23 protein-coding genes are annotated in these 20664 nt (G+C 39.8%); 13 read left to right on the top strand and 10 right to left on the bottom strand.

Annotation, left to right across the window (positions count from 1 at the left end):
- Positions 1-60: 60 nt before the first annotated feature.
- Positions 61-906 (top strand): D-hexose-6-phosphate mutarotase, encoded by an 846-nt coding sequence (locus tag IEY40_RS00695; RefSeq protein ID WP_188952393.1) that lies wholly within the window; start codon positions 61-63, stop codon positions 904-906.
- Between the two features lie 132 nt (positions 907-1038).
- On the opposite strand, the gene ushA is transcribed toward IEY40_RS00695, so the two are convergent.
- The 5 genes from ushA to IEY40_RS00670 form a co-directional block, all read right to left on the bottom strand.
- Positions 1039-2763, bottom strand: a complete 1725-nt coding sequence (ushA, locus tag IEY40_RS00690; protein ID WP_188952390.1) for a bifunctional UDP-sugar hydrolase/5'-nucleotidase UshA — start codon at positions 2761-2763, stop codon at positions 1039-1041.
- 309 nt (positions 2764-3072) lie between these two features.
- A complete protein-coding gene (locus tag IEY40_RS00685) occupies positions 3073-3738 on the bottom strand; it encodes an alpha/beta hydrolase (protein WP_188952388.1) in 666 nt (221 codons plus the stop codon).
- A gap of 129 nt (positions 3739-3867) precedes the next feature.
- Entirely contained in the window at positions 3868-4095 is a 228-nt protein-coding gene (locus tag IEY40_RS00680; RefSeq protein WP_160052941.1) for a DUF3389 family protein, read from the bottom strand.
- Positions 4096-4202: 107 nt separating this feature from the next.
- Positions 4203-4685: an FKBP-type peptidyl-prolyl cis-trans isomerase gene (locus IEY40_RS00675; RefSeq protein ID WP_188952386.1), complete on the bottom strand. Its 483-nt coding sequence runs from the start codon at positions 4683-4685 to the stop codon at positions 4203-4205.
- A 73-nt stretch (positions 4686-4758) separates the two neighbouring features.
- Positions 4759-6015, bottom strand: a complete 1257-nt coding sequence (locus tag IEY40_RS00670; RefSeq protein WP_188952383.1) for a lytic murein transglycosylase — start codon at positions 6013-6015, stop codon at positions 4759-4761.
- Between the two features lie 227 nt (positions 6016-6242).
- On the opposite strand from IEY40_RS00670, the gene IEY40_RS00665 reads away from it, so the two are divergent.
- Together IEY40_RS00665 and IEY40_RS00660 are read left to right on the top strand one after the other, a co-directional pair.
- On the top strand, positions 6243-6602 hold the full coding sequence (locus tag IEY40_RS00665) for a DUF2750 domain-containing protein (RefSeq protein WP_160052944.1): 360 nt from the start codon (positions 6243-6245) through the stop codon (positions 6600-6602).
- An 87-nt stretch (positions 6603-6689) separates the two neighbouring features.
- Entirely contained in the window at positions 6690-7334 is a 645-nt protein-coding gene (locus IEY40_RS00660) for a hypothetical protein (RefSeq protein ID WP_188952381.1), read from the top strand.
- Positions 7335-7410: 76 nt separating this feature from the next.
- On the opposite strand, the gene IEY40_RS00655 is transcribed toward IEY40_RS00660, so the two are convergent.
- The gene (locus tag IEY40_RS00655) at positions 7411-8349 is read right to left on the bottom strand and encodes a chemotaxis protein CheV (protein WP_188952379.1); all 939 of its coding nucleotides are present in this window, start codon (positions 8347-8349) and stop codon (positions 7411-7413) included.
- Between the two features lie 183 nt (positions 8350-8532).
- Here IEY40_RS00655 and IEY40_RS00650 point away from each other — a divergent pair, with 183 nt between their 5' ends.
- The 5 genes from IEY40_RS00650 to IEY40_RS00630 all read left to right on the top strand — a co-directional run bounded on the left by IEY40_RS00650 (position 8533) and on the right by IEY40_RS00630 (position 11973).
- A complete protein-coding gene (locus IEY40_RS00650) occupies positions 8533-9087 on the top strand; it encodes a lipocalin family protein (RefSeq protein WP_188952377.1) in 555 nt (184 codons plus the stop codon).
- 53 nt (positions 9088-9140) lie between these two features.
- Complete coding sequence (locus tag IEY40_RS00645; protein WP_188952374.1) at positions 9141-9731, top strand: LON peptidase substrate-binding domain-containing protein; 591 nt, start codon at positions 9141-9143, stop codon at positions 9729-9731.
- A gap of 144 nt (positions 9732-9875) precedes the next feature.
- Positions 9876-10538: a sigma-70 family RNA polymerase sigma factor gene (locus IEY40_RS00640; RefSeq protein ID WP_188952372.1), complete on the top strand. Its 663-nt coding sequence runs from the start codon at positions 9876-9878 to the stop codon at positions 10536-10538.
- Complete coding sequence (locus IEY40_RS00635; RefSeq protein WP_188952370.1) at positions 10531-11232, top strand: ChrR family anti-sigma-E factor; 702 nt, start codon at positions 10531-10533, stop codon at positions 11230-11232. The genes IEY40_RS00640 and IEY40_RS00635 overlap by 8 nt, the downstream gene beginning before the upstream one ends.
- Positions 11233-11799: 567 nt before the next feature.
- Positions 11800-11973 carry a hypothetical protein gene (locus tag IEY40_RS00630; RefSeq protein WP_160052950.1) on the top strand — a complete coding sequence of 58 codons (174 nt, stop codon included), beginning with the start codon at positions 11800-11802 and terminating at the stop codon, positions 11971-11973.
- 186 nt (positions 11974-12159) lie between these two features.
- Here IEY40_RS00630 and IEY40_RS00625 read toward each other — a convergent pair whose 3' ends face one another.
- Complete coding sequence (locus IEY40_RS00625; protein WP_188952368.1) at positions 12160-13116, bottom strand: 1-aminocyclopropane-1-carboxylate deaminase/D-cysteine desulfhydrase; 957 nt, start codon at positions 13114-13116, stop codon at positions 12160-12162.
- A gap of 214 nt (positions 13117-13330) precedes the next feature.
- On the opposite strand from IEY40_RS00625, the gene IEY40_RS00620 reads away from it, so the two are divergent.
- On the top strand, positions 13331-13741 hold the full coding sequence (locus tag IEY40_RS00620) for a YccF domain-containing protein (RefSeq protein WP_188952366.1): 411 nt from the start codon (positions 13331-13333) through the stop codon (positions 13739-13741).
- Positions 13742-13839: 98 nt separating this feature from the next.
- Positions 13840-14310: an EVE domain-containing protein gene (locus tag IEY40_RS00615; protein WP_188952364.1), complete on the top strand. Its 471-nt coding sequence runs from the start codon at positions 13840-13842 to the stop codon at positions 14308-14310.
- A gap of 81 nt (positions 14311-14391) precedes the next feature.
- Here the strand turns inward: IEY40_RS00615 and IEY40_RS00610 are convergent, their stop codons facing one another.
- Positions 14392-15180: a TIGR00266 family protein gene (locus tag IEY40_RS00610; protein WP_188952358.1), complete on the bottom strand. Its 789-nt coding sequence runs from the start codon at positions 15178-15180 to the stop codon at positions 14392-14394.
- A 125-nt stretch (positions 15181-15305) separates the two neighbouring features.
- The gene (locus IEY40_RS00605) at positions 15306-16232 is read right to left on the bottom strand and encodes a LysR family transcriptional regulator (protein WP_188952356.1); all 927 of its coding nucleotides are present in this window, start codon (positions 16230-16232) and stop codon (positions 15306-15308) included.
- A gap of 218 nt (positions 16233-16450) precedes the next feature.
- On the opposite strand from IEY40_RS00605, the gene IEY40_RS00600 reads away from it, so the two are divergent.
- From IEY40_RS00600 to IEY40_RS00590, 3 genes are all read left to right on the top strand, one after another.
- The gene (locus tag IEY40_RS00600; protein ID WP_188952354.1) at positions 16451-17611 is read left to right on the top strand and encodes a homogentisate 1,2-dioxygenase; all 1161 of its coding nucleotides are present in this window, start codon (positions 16451-16453) and stop codon (positions 17609-17611) included.
- Between the two features lie 69 nt (positions 17612-17680).
- A complete protein-coding gene (gene hppD, locus IEY40_RS00595; RefSeq protein WP_188952353.1) occupies positions 17681-18721 on the top strand; it encodes a 4-hydroxyphenylpyruvate dioxygenase in 1041 nt (346 codons plus the stop codon).
- Between the two features lie 103 nt (positions 18722-18824).
- Positions 18825-19442: a LysE family translocator gene (locus tag IEY40_RS00590; RefSeq protein WP_188952352.1), complete on the top strand. Its 618-nt coding sequence runs from the start codon at positions 18825-18827 to the stop codon at positions 19440-19442.
- Between the two features lie 19 nt (positions 19443-19461).
- Here the strand turns inward: IEY40_RS00590 and IEY40_RS00585 are convergent, their stop codons facing one another.
- Entirely contained in the window at positions 19462-20637 is a 1176-nt protein-coding gene (locus IEY40_RS00585) for a GNAT family N-acetyltransferase (protein WP_188952350.1), read from the bottom strand.
- Between the last annotated feature and the right edge of the window lie 27 nt (positions 20638-20664).

Here is a 20664-nt window from a genome sequence, read left to right as displayed (position 1 = left end):
GCTAGCGGCCTATCGTGTTGTTAAGTCGACACCAATATTTTTAATACAAGGACACGCGTTATGGGTTCTGTTACCACCTTAAAACACCCAAATGGTCTTGAGTATGTCAACGTAGACACCGAGCTATGCCAGGCACGGATCTTTATGCAGGGCGCTCAGATAGATCAATTTATTCCTGCGGGCAAACCACCTCTATTGTGGGTTTCATCTGCTGATGATTATCTACCTGGTAATGGAATTCGTGGCGGGATCCCTGTTTGCTGGCCCTGGTTTGGCATGAATGAAAATCCTGATTTCCCTCAACATGGTTTTGCACGCAATAAAGTGTGGAAACTAGAGTCAGTCAAGGTGCATAACCAAATCGTTGATTTGGTGTTTAGCTTGCCAGAAACAGAATTTGAACGTCAATATTGGCCACATAATACTGACGTCAAAGTGCTATTTACTTTAGGCCAATCATTGTCTGTCAGTATTGTAAATACCAATAATGGCGATACAAATATTAGCTTAACTCAAGCCTTACACAGCTATTTCCCAATTGACAATATTCATCAACTAACAGCCACAGGCTTTAGCCAATCAAAATATATTGAGTTTGGACAAGGCCCGTTTCAACAACCACAAGATAGTGTCACCTTTGACCGAGAAACCGATCGTGTTTATACCGATTTACCCCGGTGCCAAGAGTTACATACACCACAAGGTACTATTGTGGTAAGCCGTGAGAATAGTCAGTCTGCGGTGTTATGGAATCCGTGGATAGACAAATCAATCAGATTGTCTCGTTTTAATGATGATGACTATCTCTCTATGGTGTGTTTAGAAGCAGCTAATGTATTAGAAGATAAAGTCGTGTTAGCCCCAGGAGAGAGCCATACGTTAACAACTGATATTAGTTGGAAGTAAACTTAAAAGCCGCAATGGCGAAGTCGGACAAATAAAAAAGGTAGCCTAAGCTACCTTTTTTTGTTTACACATTTAGCTACTTATTAAGAACATATTGGCTAGCCAGAAACAAGGCCAGCCATTCAATGCATCTTAGTTAGCCGCTACTGTACAACCTAATGGACTGTCAGAGTTTTCATAAACAATGTCACCCATTGGCGCGTAGTCAGCTGCAACGATAGTGCCTTTGTCTTTGAAGAAAGTGTATAACACTTCAGCATCAACATAACCCGTTTGGATTGGATCTAGTAATGGATAGCCGTCACCGCCTGCAGCATTAAAGCTTGGTACAGTAAAGCTGTATGACTCAGTTGCACTATAATCTTTACCGTTAATTTCGCTAATTGCGACTGTTTTAGCAGTACAATCAACAGTCATTTTAACACCGGTAATTTGCGCATATGCACCAGCACCACGTTGGAATGAAGCTACAGTACCTAAATACTCTGTCACTTCTGCACCCGTCATTGTGCTTAATGTAACCATGTTACCAAATGGTTGAACAGTTAACACGTCACGATACGAGATATCACCCGCAGCGATAGATGCACGCACACCACCTGAGTTCATCACACCAATGTCGGCGCCGACTTTAGTACGTTGTGCATCAGCAAGTAAACGACCTAAGTTGGTTTGCATGTTACGTACGTTTGCACGTTCACCATCAAGAATTGCATCGGTAGATGCGATAACTTCGTCTAATTGGCCTTGGCCACGTTCTTGATAGTAAGAAAGCAACTCTTCTAAATCAGCATCAGGCGTAATTTCATCAGCAACAAACTCTTCAGTTTCATTACCATCCGCATCTGTTACTGTCTTTTTCAAGTTAACTGGAATTAACTTATAGCTTGCTAAATGTAGCTCACCGTTAAAGTATTCAAAATCAGCACGGCCAACATACTTACCCCATTCGTGGGCTTGCATGATGTATGTACCGTTTTGCATATCTGGAGTACAGTCATCGCCTGGTGTGAAAGCAGCATAATCGTTCGTGCCAGGTTCCATACATACTGGGTTTTGTGAGTGACCACCGATAATGGCACTTAAATCACCTTCAGCTAGTGTGCGCGCTAATGTCACGTCACCAGGGGCGTTGCTGCCATTTTGAGCATCGGCATAGTGACCCATGTGAGTTGTAGCAAAAATCACATCAGCAACATTTGCTTCTTTGATTTCAGCAATCACTTTAGCGGCTTCTGTTGCTGGATCGGTAAATGTTAAATCTGAAATAAATTCTGGGTTACCAATTTTTGCAGTATCTTCAGTCGTTAAACCGATAACGGCAACGCGTAATCCATCAACATCAAATACTTTGTATGCATCAAAATAGCGAGTACCATCAGCTTTGTAGATGTTTGCCGCTAGCATAGGGAAATTAGCAATAGAACGTTGTGAGTCTAATACCGCTAATGGGTTGTCAAATTCATGGTTACCAACAGCCATTGCATCATATGCAATTTCGTTCATACCGATAAAGTCTGGTAACGCATCTTGTAAATCTGATTCTGGTACACCCGTGTTAATATCACCACCCGATAATACTAACGTTTCGCCGCCATTTGAGCTCACTTCCGCACGAATTTGATCAATTAACGCTTTACGAGCCGCCATACCATATTCGCCATCACTGTTTTCCCAAAAACGACCGTGGTTGTCATTTGTGTGCAATACCGTGAACGTTTTACAATCTTCGCCAGCTTCTACACATGTCGTAGCGACAGGAGTTTCAACTAAATGTGTTTCATCGTCACTGTTACAACCTGTTAACGCTGTTAATACAGCTGTTGCAACTAATCCTTTAATTAACATGTTTGTCATGATTTACCCCGAGTTATTATTTATTTTTTAAATCTGTGAAATTCCAATTCACAATCAGAATGATAACAAAGATTGACGACTTTTGATTTCATTTTTATGACAAAATGTGATTTTTAATACACTAATAACAAGAACTTAAGCCGTTATAAGTTCGCTGTCGCAAACAGTCTAGTTGTTAATGTACATGTTAAAAACAAGTAAAAAAAATAGCACTAACAGATAAACCGCTAAGCCATTAAAAATATTTGTTTTTTTATATGCGAACTCACAGCACCACTGTTCCAATACAAGAACAGTGGTGTTAAAGTTTTATTTCAAGACGTGTAATATCCATTGACCAATATCAGTAAGTTGGTTAGGTAAAACGCTGTGTGCCATAGGATATGTGCGCCAATTTGTCTGATAATTAGCTGCAATTAACGCATCATTGGCCATTTTTCCGGCAAACAATGGTACAACATCATCTTGTTCACCATGATGTTGCAAAATAGGTGTTGTTAGGTTTTCATCTGCAAGTTTTTCAGGTAAATGCTCGCCACCAGGTAAATAACAAGACAGAGCCATAATACCTGCTAGTTTTTGAGTAAAACGTAACCCTGTAAATAGACTCATTACCCCGCCTTGACTAAATCCGGCCAAGATAATCTTATCTGCACTAATGCCATTTTTTATTTGCTCATTAATCAACTGTTGCACGGCTAGCTCTGAACTCATCACGCCTTTAATATCTGCTCTGTCGTGTAAATCCATGCTTTTGATGTCGTACCAAGAACGCATCACATAGCCACCATTAATCGTTACGGCTTGTTCTGGTGCATGAGGGAAAATAAAACGAATACTGTGATTTGCTGGTAATCCTAAAACAGGAACCACTGGTGCAAAACCGGCACCTGAATCACCTAAGCCATGAAGCCAAATAACGCATGCTGTAGCCGTTGTTTGTGGTTCGATTACAATTGTTTCTAATGAAGACATCAAATTGACCTTATTTATATCAAAAACTTGATTCAAAGAACTAACAGCTAACTAGAGCCAATTAATTCAAGTTGCATTTAAGCATATCATTCCAATCCATTTGCAAACAGATTTGAGGGTAGCTTAGGCTTATTGTGCTTGAATACCGGTACAATTAAGTACTTGTTCTAATTGTGTCGCATTGTCGAGCTTAATGCTCCAACGCACAGTGCCACCATCTGCGGCGATAACCAAACCTTGATGAAAACAACTGATGTCGTCAACAGAAGCGGTTAATACAATATGGTTGTCATGAAAACGACACTGAATTTCATTTATGGTAACGATGAGCTTGCCGATTGAAAAATCAATAACCATGACCTTCCCTTTTAATAATGTTAAATATAACTGGATTCATCGTACTGTCACCCAAACAAAAATCCCAAGTGATTCACTTGGGATTTCAGAGTAAATAACAATATTACTTAGTGGTGATGACCACCAGCGCCATGGGCATGACCATGGGCAATTTCTTCGTCAGATGCATCTCGAGCACCAACAATTTCGATGTCGAACGTTAACTCACGTCCCGCTAAAGGATGGTTAACATCCACTGTTGCCATAAACTTACCGACTTTAATGATAGTTACCTGACGTTGGCCTTGCTCAGTGTTTACCACAGCTGCCATGCCAGGTTTCCATACCTTAGCACCCACTAAATGTTTTACTGAAACACGTTGTTCAGCATCTTGTTGACGTTCGCCATAAGTATCGGCAGCAGAAGGAGTAATGGTAAACTTCTCACCAATTTCTTTACCATTTATTGCATCTTCGATACCAGGCATCATGTTGTCGTGGCCATGCAAGTAGGCAATCGGCTCACGGCCTTCATTTGACTCAATCACATCGCCTTTCTCGTCACGCAGAGAGTAATTAAACTGCACAACCATATCGTCTTTAATGCTCATTTTTATTCCTTAACGCTAAAATTTTGCCGAAGCTTATCAAAAGGTCGCCAAAGCAGCCACAAAAAAGTCAATATTACAGGGTAATGCCCAAACGTTTAAAGGTTTCTACATCAGGAAAACCATCAGCTATTAGGCCATTTTGCTTTTGGTATCCTTGTAAACCCAATGCAGAGTTGCGACCAAAAATGCCATCCGGTTTACCCACATCAAAACCGGCATCATTCAACTTTTGCTGGAGTTGTTTTACGATTTCGCGGCTTAATCTTGGCTGTTTGGGAACGGCACGAGTTAATTCTGGTGAACCATTAATACGATCAGCCAAATGACCAACAGAAATGGCATAAAACTCAGAGCGGTTCCAACGCATTATTACATTAAAGTTGTCATAACCTAAAAACGCTGGTCCAGTATGTCCTGCTGGCAAATATAATGCGGCTTGCATATCTGCTGTGGCTATCGGTTCACCATTAGTCTGTTTAATGTTTAATGCACGCCATTGTGTTAACGGTAATACTGATTTACTGCCTAAATAATCAAATGCGTACCCTTGTGGAATGAGTACTTCTCGGCCCCAGCGTTGATCGGCTTTCCAGCCTAAATGCTGTAAAAAATTCGCCGCTGATGTTAATGCATCGGCTTCACTGTTCCATAGGTCGGCAACACCATCACCGTCGCCATCAACAGCATATTTGCGGTAATTAGTCGGCATAAATTGAGTATGCCCCATCGCACCAGCCCACGACCCTACCATTTTATTATCGGCAAAGTTATATTGCTGTTTTAACTTTAACGCTTGAATTAACTCACCAGTAAAATATTCACTGCGACGAGGGTCGCACCCTAATGTTGCCAAAGAATCAAGAACTGGCATACTCCCTTTGTAGCTGCCAAAGTTAGTTTCTAAGCCCCAAAAAGCAACAATGTATTGCCCTGGCACACCGTATTCTTTAGTTAAGTTAGCCAATAGCCCATGATGTTTTGCCATCATTTTTCGACCTTGATCAACACGCCAAGTCGTTACCCGCTTCTCAAAGTAATCGCCAAACGAAGTGGTAAACTCTGGTTGTTGATTATCAAGTTCAATCACTCGAGGCACATACTTTAAATGCGCAACAGTGGTGTCGATAATATGTTGTGATATTCCAGCCGCTTTGGCTTTTTGCTGTAAGTTAACCACACAAGTTGCAAAATCAACTTTTACAGGTTGTACAGGCTTGGGCGGAACAATTACAACCTGTTCGGGAGAGGCGGATACCGCGCAAGCACTTAATAAGGTGCTTGAAACAAACATGGAGGCAACAAACACTGAAAAACGGCTTTTATGGGTCATGAAAACACTTAATTATCACAAATGAATGACGAATATCGTGACGCATCGCATCGCAGGAAACAAGACCTGTTAGCATTAAACCCTGTTTATTTATTCAAATATGATAGTTTTAATCATGTGATTGGTATAAAGAATCAGCATAAACATAATTGTCATTAATTAAGCCTTTTCCTTATTTTGTGAGTACGTATAATGAAGGTAATTCTAACTCATTGAAGCGACTTATCATGACCGAACAAACACCCGCACTAATCGGCTTTATCGAAAATGTAAAACAACACCAAGTCTTATGGGGCTTACAAGATGAAACAGGTGAAGGTTGGGTAGTATGTGACTCATCTGAATTTGAAGAAACCGATGTAATGCCTTTATGGTCAAGCGAAGCAGCTGCGACCAGTCATTGCACTGAAGAATGGGCAGATTATAAAGCTGTTACCATTACCCTAACTGAATTTTTAGAGTACTGGGTTGGCGATTTAAATGACGATGGCGTGCTTATCGGTATTGATTGGGAAGCCGATCAAGAATGCGAAGAGATTGATCCTATTATTTTGGCAAAAGAATTAGTCGATTTCGAAAAAGAATAATTTTTTAATCAAAATAACTTAAGCTGCTCTTTATGAGCGGCTTTTTTATTTTAAGCTCACGACCTATTACGTAAAGCGTACAACCTTATGCCAACATTAATTGATATTCCTTTTGACCAGCGCCACACATGTTGGTTTTGCGCAGAGCCAAGCAATCAAATATTTACATACTACCGTATGAGCCATACCCCGCACCCTTCTCTTTCAGTACCGGCATGCAAAGAATGTGTAGGCTTGGCGAAGAAGAACCCACTAACCTCTATTTGGGATTGCCGCGATGCTGTTAAAGATCAATTAATGCACCTTTACCGCAAAGATTTAGCGATTGGAATAAACTGGACCGAACAAGAATTACAGGAGTCCGAGTTTGAGTGTAAAATCTTTGGTGGCTTTAAAAAAAGTGCATGGATGATGTACCAGATAGCTCAAGGACGCATTAACGCTAAAGGGTGGCCTTTAAGTATAGAGGGTATCTTACTCGATGGTGAAAGTAGCCATTATCAAAGTGGGTTTGAGTTTGACGGCATCGCCTTCACATCATTGCCTAAAGCGATTGAACATTACTGCAATACGTTGTCACTTGACCCAGGCTTTCTAAAGCAATTAGTTACGTTACTGGGTAAAGCCAAATTTGGCCATGCAATTAAAATAGCCAGACTCAATATTGGTATTACCCGCGAACATCAACGTAAAATTATTGACGAGCTAATAGAGGACAATGATCAGGCATAATTAGGCACTGGTATAGCCTTAATGGCAGATGAATATCTGCCATTAAGTATGTATGAGTATAGCTAAAGGTTTATACCTAAAGAAGAGTCCGTAAGCGGTCTTGCACTACGCCCACTAATAAGTCTGGCTGAAACTTAGAAATAAATTCATTACAACCCACCTTTTCAACCATCGCTTTATTAAAACTGCCACTAAGTGACGTATTTAACGTAATAAATAACGGTGCCATTCGAGGGTCAGCACGCACCTCTGCAGTGAGCTTATAGCCGTCCATTTCAGGCATTTCAGCATCGGTAATCATCATCAATAATTCATCGGCTACATGCTTACCACTATCAGCCCATCGTTGCAGCATTTGTAGTGCCTGTAAACCATCTGAAGCTTCTATAATCTCGATACCTAGTTGCGATAACGTGTCGCGAACCTGCTTACGTGCAGTAGACGAGTCATCAACGATCAATACTTTACGGCCATGCAATTGTCCCGACAGCGACTCATCTAACACACCGTCAGATAAGCTAACATCGTAATCAATAATCTCTGCAAGCACTTTCTCAACATCAATAATTGACACTAATTGAGTCAAGCCATCTTGCTCAATTTTAGTAATTGCTGTGAGGTAATTATGTCCGCCTGATGTTTTTGGCGGCGGCATAATATCACTCCAAGTCATATTAATAATATGCTCAACTTTTCCCACTAAAAAGGCTTGAACGCTGCGATTATACTCAGTAATAATCAAATTACTGTCTTCGGTAATTGGCCTTGGCGAATAACCAATCGCTTCACGTAAGTTAATGACAGGGATTGAGGCGCCTCTGATGTTAGCGACACCATAGATATTGGCATTACTGCCAGGAAACGCATTGATAGTGGGTAACTTGACAACTTCTTTTACTTTAAACACATTAATTGCGAATAATTGCGTTGAGCTAATGCGAAATAATAACAGTTCTAAACGGTTTTCTCCGACTAACTTGGTACGTTGATCTACCGTATCGAGCACTTTTCTCATAAGTCATCCACCTAACTAAAAATAACAATCTGTTCAATTATACTAAAAAACAACCATAAAAGGACGTTATAAGCATGATAGAACCGACAAAAAAGGATTAAACCTGTTGATTGAAGATCAACCCAAAGCTGTAAGTCGTATAGTAAACAATAATAACTGTAGTTGTTTAAAGCGGAGTAAAAAATGAAAAAAATATTAAATCAGGTAATAAGTATACCGTTACTCGGACTGTCTTTGCTTGGACTGTCCGCCTGTACGATTATTGATGAACCTGTTGATGTGGTAAAGCCGTTTGCACGAAATCAATATTTAGGCACCTGGTATGAAATCGCCCGTTTAGATCATTCCTTTGAGCGCAATATGTCAAATGTCACAGCACAATACTCTATTGATGGTGACAAAGTGGTGGTCATCAATAAAGGGTTTAAACAAGATAAACAACAATGGGATAAAGCTGAGGGTAAAGCCTATTTTATTGACGGTGACAATCAAGGCTTACTCAAAGTCTCCTTTTTTGGTCCATTTTACGGAGCATACCAAATACACGATATCGTACAAAATGACCAAGGACGATATACCGACTCATTGGTGATCGGTCCTAACAATGACTATGCCTGGATTTTATCTCGTACCCCCACCCTTGCTCCCGAAATTAAGCAGCGCTTTATCACTAAGCTTAAGGCATTGTCGATAAGTGAAGATAAACTCATTTGGGTTAATCAAGGTGATCGACAATAACTCGGCAAGCGTATATTTAAACAGATGCACCGTAATACAACCCAGAGGCAGTAATGATTATCCCAATTTTTCCTTTACCGATTTGCTTATTACCACAAGGGTATACGCAACTGCGGATTTTTGAAGCCAGATACAAGCGATTGGTGTCTGAGTCACTCAAAAGTGGCCAAGGATTTGGGCTATGTATGTTATCTGACGACAAAAAAACCATCATGCCTATAGGTACTCTGACACAGATTATCGATTTTGAAACATTAGAAGATGGATTATTGGGAATTAGTGTTCAAGGTAAGCAAACCTTTTTAATAAACGAAATCACAGAAGAAAGTGATGGATTAAAACGTGCAGACGTAACACTCATTGGCGGCTGGCCAAGCAATATGATTGAAGCGCAACCCGCTCAGCCACACATAAAATCCAACGAGCGCAAAAAAGATCAATATCTCAGCAAAACATTAAAACAACTGCTACAACAATATCCGCAACATTTAGCCCATTACAGCGAGAATGATTTTAACGACATTTCATGGGTATGCCAACGATGGTTAGAAATTATTCCATTGAGTGCTAAAGAAAAGTATCAGTGCATTAATAGTCACGACCATCTCTTGGCGAAGTCTTTTCTGTTCGACATCATAAAATAATTTTATTTTATGATCCGTTCATCTTAGCCAGCCGTATTGCTCACTAATGACTTAATAAACTACCCTGTGCAACCAGTTCATAGGTTGCATAAATGGCATACAAACTTATGCCCAATAGTGATTTATTGAATGCGAGTGAAAAAAATGGAAAATGTTCAATCACAAAGCGCACAAACTCGTTATGATAAGGGACATCTTGCACAAAGATCCTCAAATCAACGAAACGGTGCTATGAAATCAGACGAACCTAATCCGCTAGCAGACGAGCTTGCTCAACTTATGATGCAAGTTGCTAACAATCGCTGCAAAACATCATTTGCCAAACTTTTTTCGCATTTCGCGCCCAAGATAAACTCTTTTGGGGTCCAGCGTTTAAGCCAACAAGGTTTAGCAATGGATTTGGTACAAGAAACCATGTCTCGCGTGTGGACTAAAGCGCACTTATACAATGCGGACAAGGCTGCTGTGAGTACTTGGGTATTTACGGTTATGCGAAATCAATGTTTCGACATGCTTCGCAAAGTACAGCATAACCGAGAAGATGCATTCGGAGATGACATTTGGCCATTATTTGAATCTGATGATGCAGAAAATAATGATGATGACTTTTTGTTATCAGCAAGTTTACTGCAACATGTTGAAGAACTTCCTCCACTACAACGGCAGGTGGTTCAAGGTATTTACATGCAAGAGCTGACACAACAAGAGTTGGCAGACAAATTGAACATTCCTATCGGAACAGTTAAATCCCGACTTAGACTCGGCTTAGAAAAGTTAAAAAGCTTTATGGAGAAACATTATGATTAATTACCACCCAGATCAGCATTTGCTGTCTCTCCACGCTAAAGGCGAGTTGCCACTGTCAATGTCTATTGCTATTTCAGCCCATGCAGAATTTTGCCAGCACTGCCAACAGCAACTAGATCAAATGACAATCGCGTTGTCTGAGCAGCAGTTCGAGCAAGCTGATGCCAAAAACACAGCAGCGTTTGAAAAACATGGTGAATTCGACGATTTACTTAGCCAATTTTTGTCATCAACACTCGATACATTAGATACAGATGTACGTCTGGCTAATAACTCAACATCACAACCTGAAAGTACAGATAACAGTGTTACGATTAAAGGTCAGCATTATGCTTTACCTCGTGTGTTTAAAAAGCAAATTAATGCTTCATGGCAAGGTATAGGTAAAGTAAGTCGCCTACGCTTAGATACTGGTGAACCACAAGCAAGAGCAAGCTTGTTACACATTGCGGCAAACGGAGAAATACCGGATCACACCCATAAGGGGTCTGAGTTAACGTTATTGTTAGCAGGCGAGTTTAGTGATTGTTACAACACCTACAAACCAGGTGACTTTATGCTGCTTGATCAAGACCATGAGCATTCACCTAAAACAACTGAAGGTTGTTTGTGTTACACAATAGTAGATGCCCCGCTCTACTTTACGAAAGGCATTAGTAAGTTACTCAACCCTATTGGTGACTTACTTTATTAATTAAATTAAAATTTCTGTCAATCGCGATAAGATTTTTTATCGCGATTGAAATCATTAACTTAAAACAAAATTTGATTAAAAATATTGCTCTGAGCACTAAAAATAGACAAAAAACCTGTCTTCTTTGTCTTTTTTTCGAAAAACGTTGTTGCTATAAATGAAAAGTGAGTATAGAATCCGTACAGATTTAAAAATCTTGTTAATTTTGGTACCTACCTGTAAGTCTGCTCAACTTCCTTCGTAAACCCAAGACAAGCTTCTGCACATTTTTATTGACCATGATTTGGCCAATGTTTGTATGAATATTTTCAACAAACTTTACCTGTCATAGCATTGTCATATAACTATGTTCAACTTACCCAGTTAAGTGCAAATGAATACAAATAGTAATTAATTTTTTATTAAATTATACAGCTATTTATAAATCAACACTTGATTAGTGAGTTCAGAATAGGTTAAGTTAAATCTCGAAAAATTAATCTTTTGCACCACTAAAAAATGCCAAGGATATTATATTGAACAATTTTTTCACCCAAGGGTGATAAGCACAAATAAGGAGTGTGGCATATGTCATACAACATTAATGGACATGAAATTTCAGTTAGCTTTCCAGTTAATTCAATTTCGTCAAACAAAAATTCAATTGCTTTTACCGACAGCCTAGGTAAAAACAAAAAAACCTTTTCAAAGCGTATTGAAGCATTAAACTTCATGAAATGGTTAATATCTGCAAATAAGTAATACCTCTAACGCTTAGCGTTAATCATTTGCTCTGTTATTTAATAAACTCATTTCTCGGTATTCTCCTCTCACTTACCGATGTTTATTAAAACAGAGCAAAATGAATTACCCTTTACAATACCCTAGCAATATCTTTCTGAATTTATCTTAATTAGCGAACCGATCAGTTATTTGCTTTAGTTATCGCTATTTTGCAAATTTACGTTGGTATCTGGGTAGCATCGTTTGATTCCCCAATACCCCACCTTGATGTAAATAAACTATATCGCCTTGCCATTGCGAATGCTTAGCTAAGTAGTCTTTTAGTACTAAGAAACCAACTGGATCATACAATAACTCAAACTCAATTCCAGACACACAGACACTTTTCCACATATCAAAACAGCGCTTAGTGAGTTTACCAAAGTGATATTTATGGCCATCATTCACCACCGTAGGGTAATACTCCTTATCGACTAACTCTGAAAATTGTTGTATTAAATATTCATCACCACCCACAGTGCTGCAAGTGATAACTTCAAGGTTGAGTCGAGTAATATTATTATTCGCTAATTGTAGTTTGAGTTGTTTATTTAAATACGCCGCCGTGGTACCGGTGCCAGAAGGTAAGAACACCTTTAATTCGGTAAGATTGTTTAATTGAGCCCAATCAATAACCTCTGTTGCTAGCATGGCTAAACCAGATTCTGCATATTCGCAGCGTCCACCTTCTGGAATGTGTAATAGTGAACAATGTCGTGAATAGTTGGCCTCTATAATTTTTTTTACAACGTCGTCTAAATGCATCTGTTGATATTGAAATGCCTGTTGCAATTGACTGACATCAATAATATTAGCGCCATTAGCTATTGCTGCAGCATAATTACCCATTGGATGCTGAATAATGAAATCATTTAAATGACTCACATAATAATCAAATCGCCAGCCTCGTTGCTTAGCTAAGACTGACATTGAATATAAAGAATTAGCTTGAGCAGAACCGGAGCCAACTAGGTGAGTAATATGAGAATAATCTTTCGATAAAAAATGGTAAAACTTGCGAGCCTTATTACCGCTAAAATCTGGATGCAATAAGTCATCTCGTTTAACAAAGATACGTCTTTGTTCAAATAATATCTGCTGTACCGGACTTGTCGCAAACATGAGTAATCTCAATATTTATAAAATGAGTATTTTAACCAAAAAATGACAAAACTCACCGTTTGATTAATATATTTTACTATAGACAATCGCCGCCGGCCCTCACAAACCATAGATAATTCAATAAAATCAGAAACTTAAATTTTTGGCATGGAAATAGCTTAGTTAATGACAGGTAGTACAGGTTATGTACATTAGATTTTAATAAGGAAAAACAATGTCTCTTTTACGTTTGCTGTTTAATATTGCTTGGTTTATTTTAGGCGGTTTTGTAATGGGCTTAGCTTGGTGGCTTGCAGGACTGTTGTGTTTTATCAGTATTATTGGTATCCCATTTGGCCGAGCGTGTTTTGTGATTGGTGAAATGGCATTTTGGCCATTTGGTCAAGAAAGTGTTAATCGTAAACATTTAACCGGTAATGAAGATCTTGGTACGGGTAGCTTAGGTTTAATCGGTAATGTCATTTGGTTCTTGTTCTTTGGTATTTGGTTAGCAATTGGCCATTTAGCCCATGCTCTGGCCTGCTTTGTGACAATTATTGGTATTCCATTTGCGATACAGCATATAAAGTTAGCACTGTTAAGCTTAACGCCAATAGGACAAACCGTTATAACAAAACCAGTATAAGCGGTTATTATGCCACAAAGCCGATAACAACATGTTGTCGGCTTTTTAGTTTGTGGATGATAATATTCGTCCCAATAATAAATACAAAAGAGTAATGTATGAAATATTGGTTAATGAAGTCTGAACCCGATGACATCAGTATTGATGATTTACGTGACAGTGCAAACCATACAATGTCATGGCAAGGGATCCGTAATTATCAAGCTAGAAATTTTATTCGTGATGAAATAAGTACCGGTGACAGTGTTCTGTTTTATCATTCTAGCTGTAAAGTACCAGGTGTTGTTGGGATTGCCAGCGTCATCAACCAACCGCAACTTGATGTGAGTGCATTTGATCCTCAATCTCGTTATTTTGACCCTAAGTCAGACCTTAACAAACCACGTTGGTGGCAAGTAGATATCCAATTTACTAAGAAGCTGAACCAAATAGTCAGCTTGCAGCAACTCAAAAGCGACCCAGCTTTACAAAACATGCTATTGGTCACGAAAGGTGCTAGGTTAAGTGTTCAGCCTGTTACTGCTCTTGAATTTGAGCATATTGTTAAGCTCAGCCAAACTGCCGAATAACACAATTAACCATAGGCCGAGATGAAAAAAGGTGACTGAATTCAGTCACCTTTTTTAAATTAATCCACATAGACTCTACGATTAATTAATCATGCGTCCAATACCACCTAAAACCGAACCCTCGCCTTGATCTTTACCGCCACTAGAAGGTGCGTGAGCAATAATGCGATCGGCCATACGAGAAAATGGTAAACTCTGTAGCCAAACAGTGCCGTGCCCTTGTAAAGTGGCTAAAAACAAACCTTCTCCACCAAACACCATCGATTTAAGTGAGCCTGCACGCTGAATGTCATAATCAATACCTGGGGTAAAGCCAACTAAACACCCTGTATCAACACGTAATGTTTCACCACGTAGTTCTTTTTTAATTAAAGTACCACCCGCATGCACAAACGCCATACCGTCGCCTTTAAGACTTTGTAAAATAAAGCCTTCACCACCAAAAAATCCCACACCAAGGCGCTTATTGAACTTCATCGAGACTTGGGTACCCAATGCCGCCGCTAAAAAACTGTCTTTTTGGCAAATAAGTTCACCATTATGCTCAGCAAGATCGATAGCTAATATGGTGCCAGGAAATGGCGCTGAAAATGCAGCCTTACGTTTACGATTACCTTCATTGGTAAAATGGGTCATAAAAATCCCCTCACCTGAGATAGCTCGCTTTCCTGCGCCCCATAACTTACCAAAAAAGCCCGACTCCGGTTCAGAGCCGTCACCCATTTTAGCTTCAAATGAAATATCTTCTTCTAGGTATGTCATCGCTCCAGCTTCGGCGACAACGGCTTCATGAGGATCTAATTCTATTTCGACCAATTGCATACTGGTTCCAATAATTTCATAGTCGACTTCGTGACATTTTCTGGTCATTTTTCGCTCCTTTAAAATGAATGTTAAATAATAAGTGGCATTCTGTTTAGGTTAACAAGATGTAACTACATTCTCCATGATAACCTTTTGACATATTATGTCTTGATAGTTGTTTTTAATTTAAGTTAACCTAAACCGGTACCACTAAAGCCTGTTTGTTGCTGTTGATATAAAGCAAACTCTTGCAAGATAAGTTCGGTAAATAATTGCCCTGCTCGACCTAACGGACGTTCTAGCGTAGACACCAATTGTGGTGTAAAACTAAAACGATTACCGCCAATAAAATCCACCTGGGCTAATTGGCCGTTGGCGAGTTCTTCGGTGATGAGAAAATCAGGCATCCAACCAAAACCTAAGCCTTTCAATAACGCATTCTTTTTCATAATAAAGCCTGAAAGGTAAAACACTTTATCACCCCCAAATTGCATTTCATCACGCGCACGTTTGCCTGGAGATGAATCTTCAATGGTGAGCTCTACATGCTGTTGCAGCTCAGGCAAGCTGATGTTGTGCAACTGACTCAAAGGGTGCATGGGAGAAGCCACCAGCACACTTGTGATAGTCGGTAAAGGTTTAGGGTGATAAGACGGTCCTGTTCGATAGTCTTTTACTAACATTAAGTCAGCTTGATCTCGCTCAAAACGATGTTGTACACCGCCTAAAAACTCCATATTTAACTGGATTTTTGTCGGTATGTTATGTTCAGACATCAGCTTTAACGCGCTCATAATTGGCTCCATTGGCAGAGCACCATCAATCACCAATTCAAGTTTGGGTTCCCATCCTTGACTGAATCTGCTGGCAAGGTGCTCTATGTTAGCCAAGTGCTGCAATAAACGCTGTCCTTCAGCCAAAATCACCTTTCCCTCTGGTGTTAACTCTGCGCGGTAGTGATCACGATTAAATAAAGTTACGCCTAAATGCTGTTCTAATTTTTTAACTTGGTAGCTCACTGCAGACTGAGCTTTATGTAATCGTTCCGACGCTTTTGAAAAACTTCCTTCTTCAACAAGGACTTGCAGTACATTAAACGCATCAATGTCAATCCGCATAACCGCTCCTGTGTCTTGTTATCAATACACTTATGTAAAGCCAACGTAACCATCTAAAAATTTGATTGAGATAAGCTGTTTATTATTCTTTTTTTTGTTGATCTTTACCACTAAATTGTTAATAAGATCACATATTGGCTTGCCCAGTGCGATTAGGTCATAACAATAATCAACATTGAGCCGCGTCACACGCAGTCGATTAACCATAGGAATATCAAATGCCATTCTATGTTAAACAAGGACACATTCCGACTAAACGGCACATCGCTTTTGAAAAAGAGAGCGGGGAACTATATCGCGAAGAACTGTTTTCAACACACGGCTTTTCAAATATTTATTCCAATAAATATCACCATAACATGCCAACAAAGGCGATTGATGTTAAGCCTTATGCCCTTGATCACGGTGAGCAATGGCAAGATCCTTTAATTCAAAACTATAAACTAGATTCACGCCAAGCCGATTGCCAGGGCAACTTTTTTAGTGCTCGTAATAGAATTTTTTTCAATAACGATGTGGCGATGTATACCGCCAAAGTCACTGAGCCCACAACTGAATTTTACCGTAATGCTTATGCTGACGAAGTGGTTTTTATCCACGAGGGCGAAGGCCAGCTATTAAGTGAATATGGTGTAATCAATACCAAGAAATGGGATTACTTGATTATTCCACGCGGTACTACATACCAATTAACCTTTAATGATTATCAAAACGTACGCTTGTTTGTGATTGAATCATCGTCAATGGTGGAAGTGCCAAAACACTTTAGAAACGAATATGGCCAAATGCTCGAATCTGCGCCTTATTGCGAACGAGATATTCGCACCCCAACATTAAACGATGCTGTAGTCGAAAAAGGCGAGTTTGCCTTAGTGTGTAAGTTCGGTGAGCGTTACCAACAAATGATACTGCAATGGCATCCATTTGATTTGGTCGGTTGGGACGGCTGTGTATATCCATGGGCGTTTAACATTAGTGAGTACGCACCCAAAGTCGGTAAAATTCATTTACCCCCGTCTGAGCATTTAGTCTTTAGTGCCCACAATTTTGTGATTTGTAATTTTGTGCCTCGTCCTTACGATTTCCATCCAAAGTCGATTCCTGCGCCTTATTACCACAACAACATCGACAGCGACGAAGTGTTGTATTACGTCGACGGTGACTTTATGAGTCGTACCGGGATTGAGGCAGGTTACATGACATTACATCAAAAAGGGGTGCCGCATGGTCCACAACCGGGCCGTACCGAAGCATCGATAGGTAAAACAGAAACTTACGAATACGCAGTGATGGTCGATACTTTCGCCCCACTCAATTTAACCACACATGTAAAACATTGCATGAGTGCTGATTACAACCGTTCTTGGTTAGAAAACTAAGATTGATTTATTCCTAACCCAAGTCTCCAAAGAGAGATGGCGAGTTGACATAAAATAGAGGACACAACAATGGCTAGCGAACAAAACCCACTGGGACTTTTAGGCATCGAATTTACTGAATTTGCCAGCCCAGATAGCGAATATATGCACCAGGTCTTTATAGATTTTGGATTTTCGATGTTAAAAAAAGCGAAAAACAAAGACATCGTTTATTACCAACAAAACGACATTAATTTTTTACTAAATAAGGGCCGTACAGGTTTTTCTGCTGAGTTTGCTAAATCACACGGCCCAGCAATTTGCTCAATGGGTTGGCGTGTTGAAAATGCTGAATTTGCATTTACAGAGGCGGTTAATCGCGGTGCAAAACCTGCTAATGATGCAAACAAAGACATGCCCTACCGGGCCATCTACGGTATTGGCGATAGCTTAATTTATTTTATCGACACCTTTGGCGAGCAACACAATATCTATCAAACAGACTTTGTTGATTTAGAACAACCGATCTTAACGCCAGAAAAAGGCTTTATGGAAGTCGATCATTTAACCAACAATGTCTATAAAGGCACCATGGAAAAGTGGGCAAATTTTTATAAAGATATCTTTGGCTTTACTGAAGTACGTTACTTTGACATTAGTGGTGCTCAAACAGCACTAGTCTCTTACGCCTTACGTTCTCCAGATGGCAGTTTTTGCATCCCAATTAACGAAGGTAAAGGTAACGATAAAAATCAGATTGATGAATACTTAGGTGAGTACAACGGCCCTGGCGTACAACATTTAGCCTTTAGAAGCCGTGATATTGTGGCATCATTAGATGCGATGGAAGGCACGTCGATTAAAACCTTAGATATTATTCCTGAATATTACGACACCATTTTTGACAAGCTGCCACAAGTTACTGAAGATCGTAATCGTATTAAGCATCACCAAATCCTAGTTGATGGTGATGATGATGGTTATCTATTACAGATTTTTACCAAAAACCTGTTTGGCCCCATCTTCATTGAAATAATCCAACGTAAAAATAACCTTGGCTTTGGCGAAGGTAACTTTACTGCGTTATTTGAATCAATTGAACGCGACCAAATGAAACGCGGCGTGTTGTAATCAACAGATATAATCTGAAACATAAAAACCAGCAAATTGCTGGTTTTTATCATTTTAGGCCATTACACTCAGGCCATTAAATTGTTTACCTAAGACTCGACTCATGCCTGACTACGCCGTACTAGCCGTGTTTATACCCACGTTCTTTTTTGTCTCTATTACTCCCGGAATGTGTATGACCTTAGCAATGACACTGGGCATGAGCATTGGGGTACGTAAAACATTATGGATGATGTTAGGTGAACTTGTTGGCGTAGCTCTAGTTGCTATTGCAGCTGTGTTAGGCGTAGCCAGCATTATGCTCAATTATCCACAGATATTTGATTTACTAAAATGGGTTGGCGGCGCCTATCTAGTGTATATCGGCATTAATATGTGGCGAGCCAAAGGTAAAATGGCAGTTATCGACAATGCACAAATGAATACACGCCGTGCAAGCTTAATTAGCCAAGGGTTTATAACAGCGATAGCCAACCCTAAAGGGTGGGCGTTTATGATTTCGTTACTTCCGCCGTTTATCAATGTCGACAGTCCTGTTGGCCCACAGCTTGGTGTGTTGCTGGGTATTATTATGATAACCGAAAGTGTGTCGATGTTGGCCTATGCAAGTGGCGGTAAAAGCTTACGCCTGTTTTTAAGCCGCGGCGATAATATTCGTTGGATGAACCGTATCGCCGGCAGCTTGATGATGCTTGTAGGTGTATGGCTCGCGCTGGATTAATACAACTCAAACGAGCCTCTTATTGGATTGCCTTGTAGGGTAATTGCTCTGTCATCTGCTGGATATAAAGCTTGATGTGCTGCTGCTCTTGCTCACAAAAATCAGCAATGGCATCGTTAAAGGCTTGATGCTTGATGATATGGCTTGAATAAGTGGCAACAGGATAAAAACCTCTGGCCACTTTATGTTCACCTTGCGCTCCAGCATCAAATACACTGAGCTGATTCGCAATAGCGTATTCGATACCTTGATAATAACAAGCTTCAAAATGTAAACCATCAAACTCGCTTAACGCACCCCAATAACGACCATACAAATGATTGTCTGAAACAAAGTACAGCGCGGATGCCACAAGTTGATTGTCGCTATTTTCAATCAGTAATAACCGAATAGCCTCCCCCATAGTTGCTGCGATTAACGAAAAGAAATCAGCCGACAAATACCCTTGATGCCCAGAGCGTTTTAAATATGTACGTTGATAACATTGTACAAATCCCAGCCATTGCTCGGCGGTAGCTTTATTGCCCTCTACAAAGGTAAAGTGCAATTGTGCTTGTTGAATTTGAGCTCGTTCTTTAATGATGTTTTTACGTTTTCTTGAACTCATGCTTGCTAGAAAGTCATTAAAGTCGTTATAGCCATTATTACGCCAATGGAATTGGCAACCAAGGCGTTGAGTGACTAAGGTATTCTCCCATAATGTATGTTGTGAGTGCAGGCTAAATAACCCATGCCATGATGACCAATTACGTTCGACAAGCTGCTGGTCAATAAACTGACTAGCCTGGGTAATAACAGATTGCTTTTCATCTTCGCTTAGCAAAGGCGCAAAGCCAATACGTTGTCCTGTCGTTGGTGTAAATGGGATACTGCTGACTAATTTAGGATAATAATGTAATTGGTTTCGCTCATAAGCCTCTGCCCAAGCCCAGTCAAATACATACTCTCCCCAAGAGTGGGTTTTAATATACATCGGCATCAACGCAATTATCGTATCACCCTGACTAATGACTAAATGCTGTGGCTGCCAACCACTTTTTACGCTCACACATTGGCTTAATTCTAATGCGGATAAATATTCATGACGCGTAAATGGATGAGTGATTCCAAAGTAAGCATTCCAATCGGATTTTTTTATCTCACTAATAGTATTAACAAATCTGAATTGATAAACTAGCGCCTTGGTTTGTTCCACTAAATGCCCACCTGTAAATGCTTAATC

The sequence above is a fragment of the Shewanella ulleungensis genome (assembly GCF_014648315.1).
Classification (GTDB): Bacteria; Pseudomonadota; Gammaproteobacteria; order Enterobacterales; family Shewanellaceae; genus Shewanella; species Shewanella ulleungensis.
Note: the sequence above shows the minus strand (reverse complement) of the source record. Positions and strands in the feature narration are given on the sequence as shown.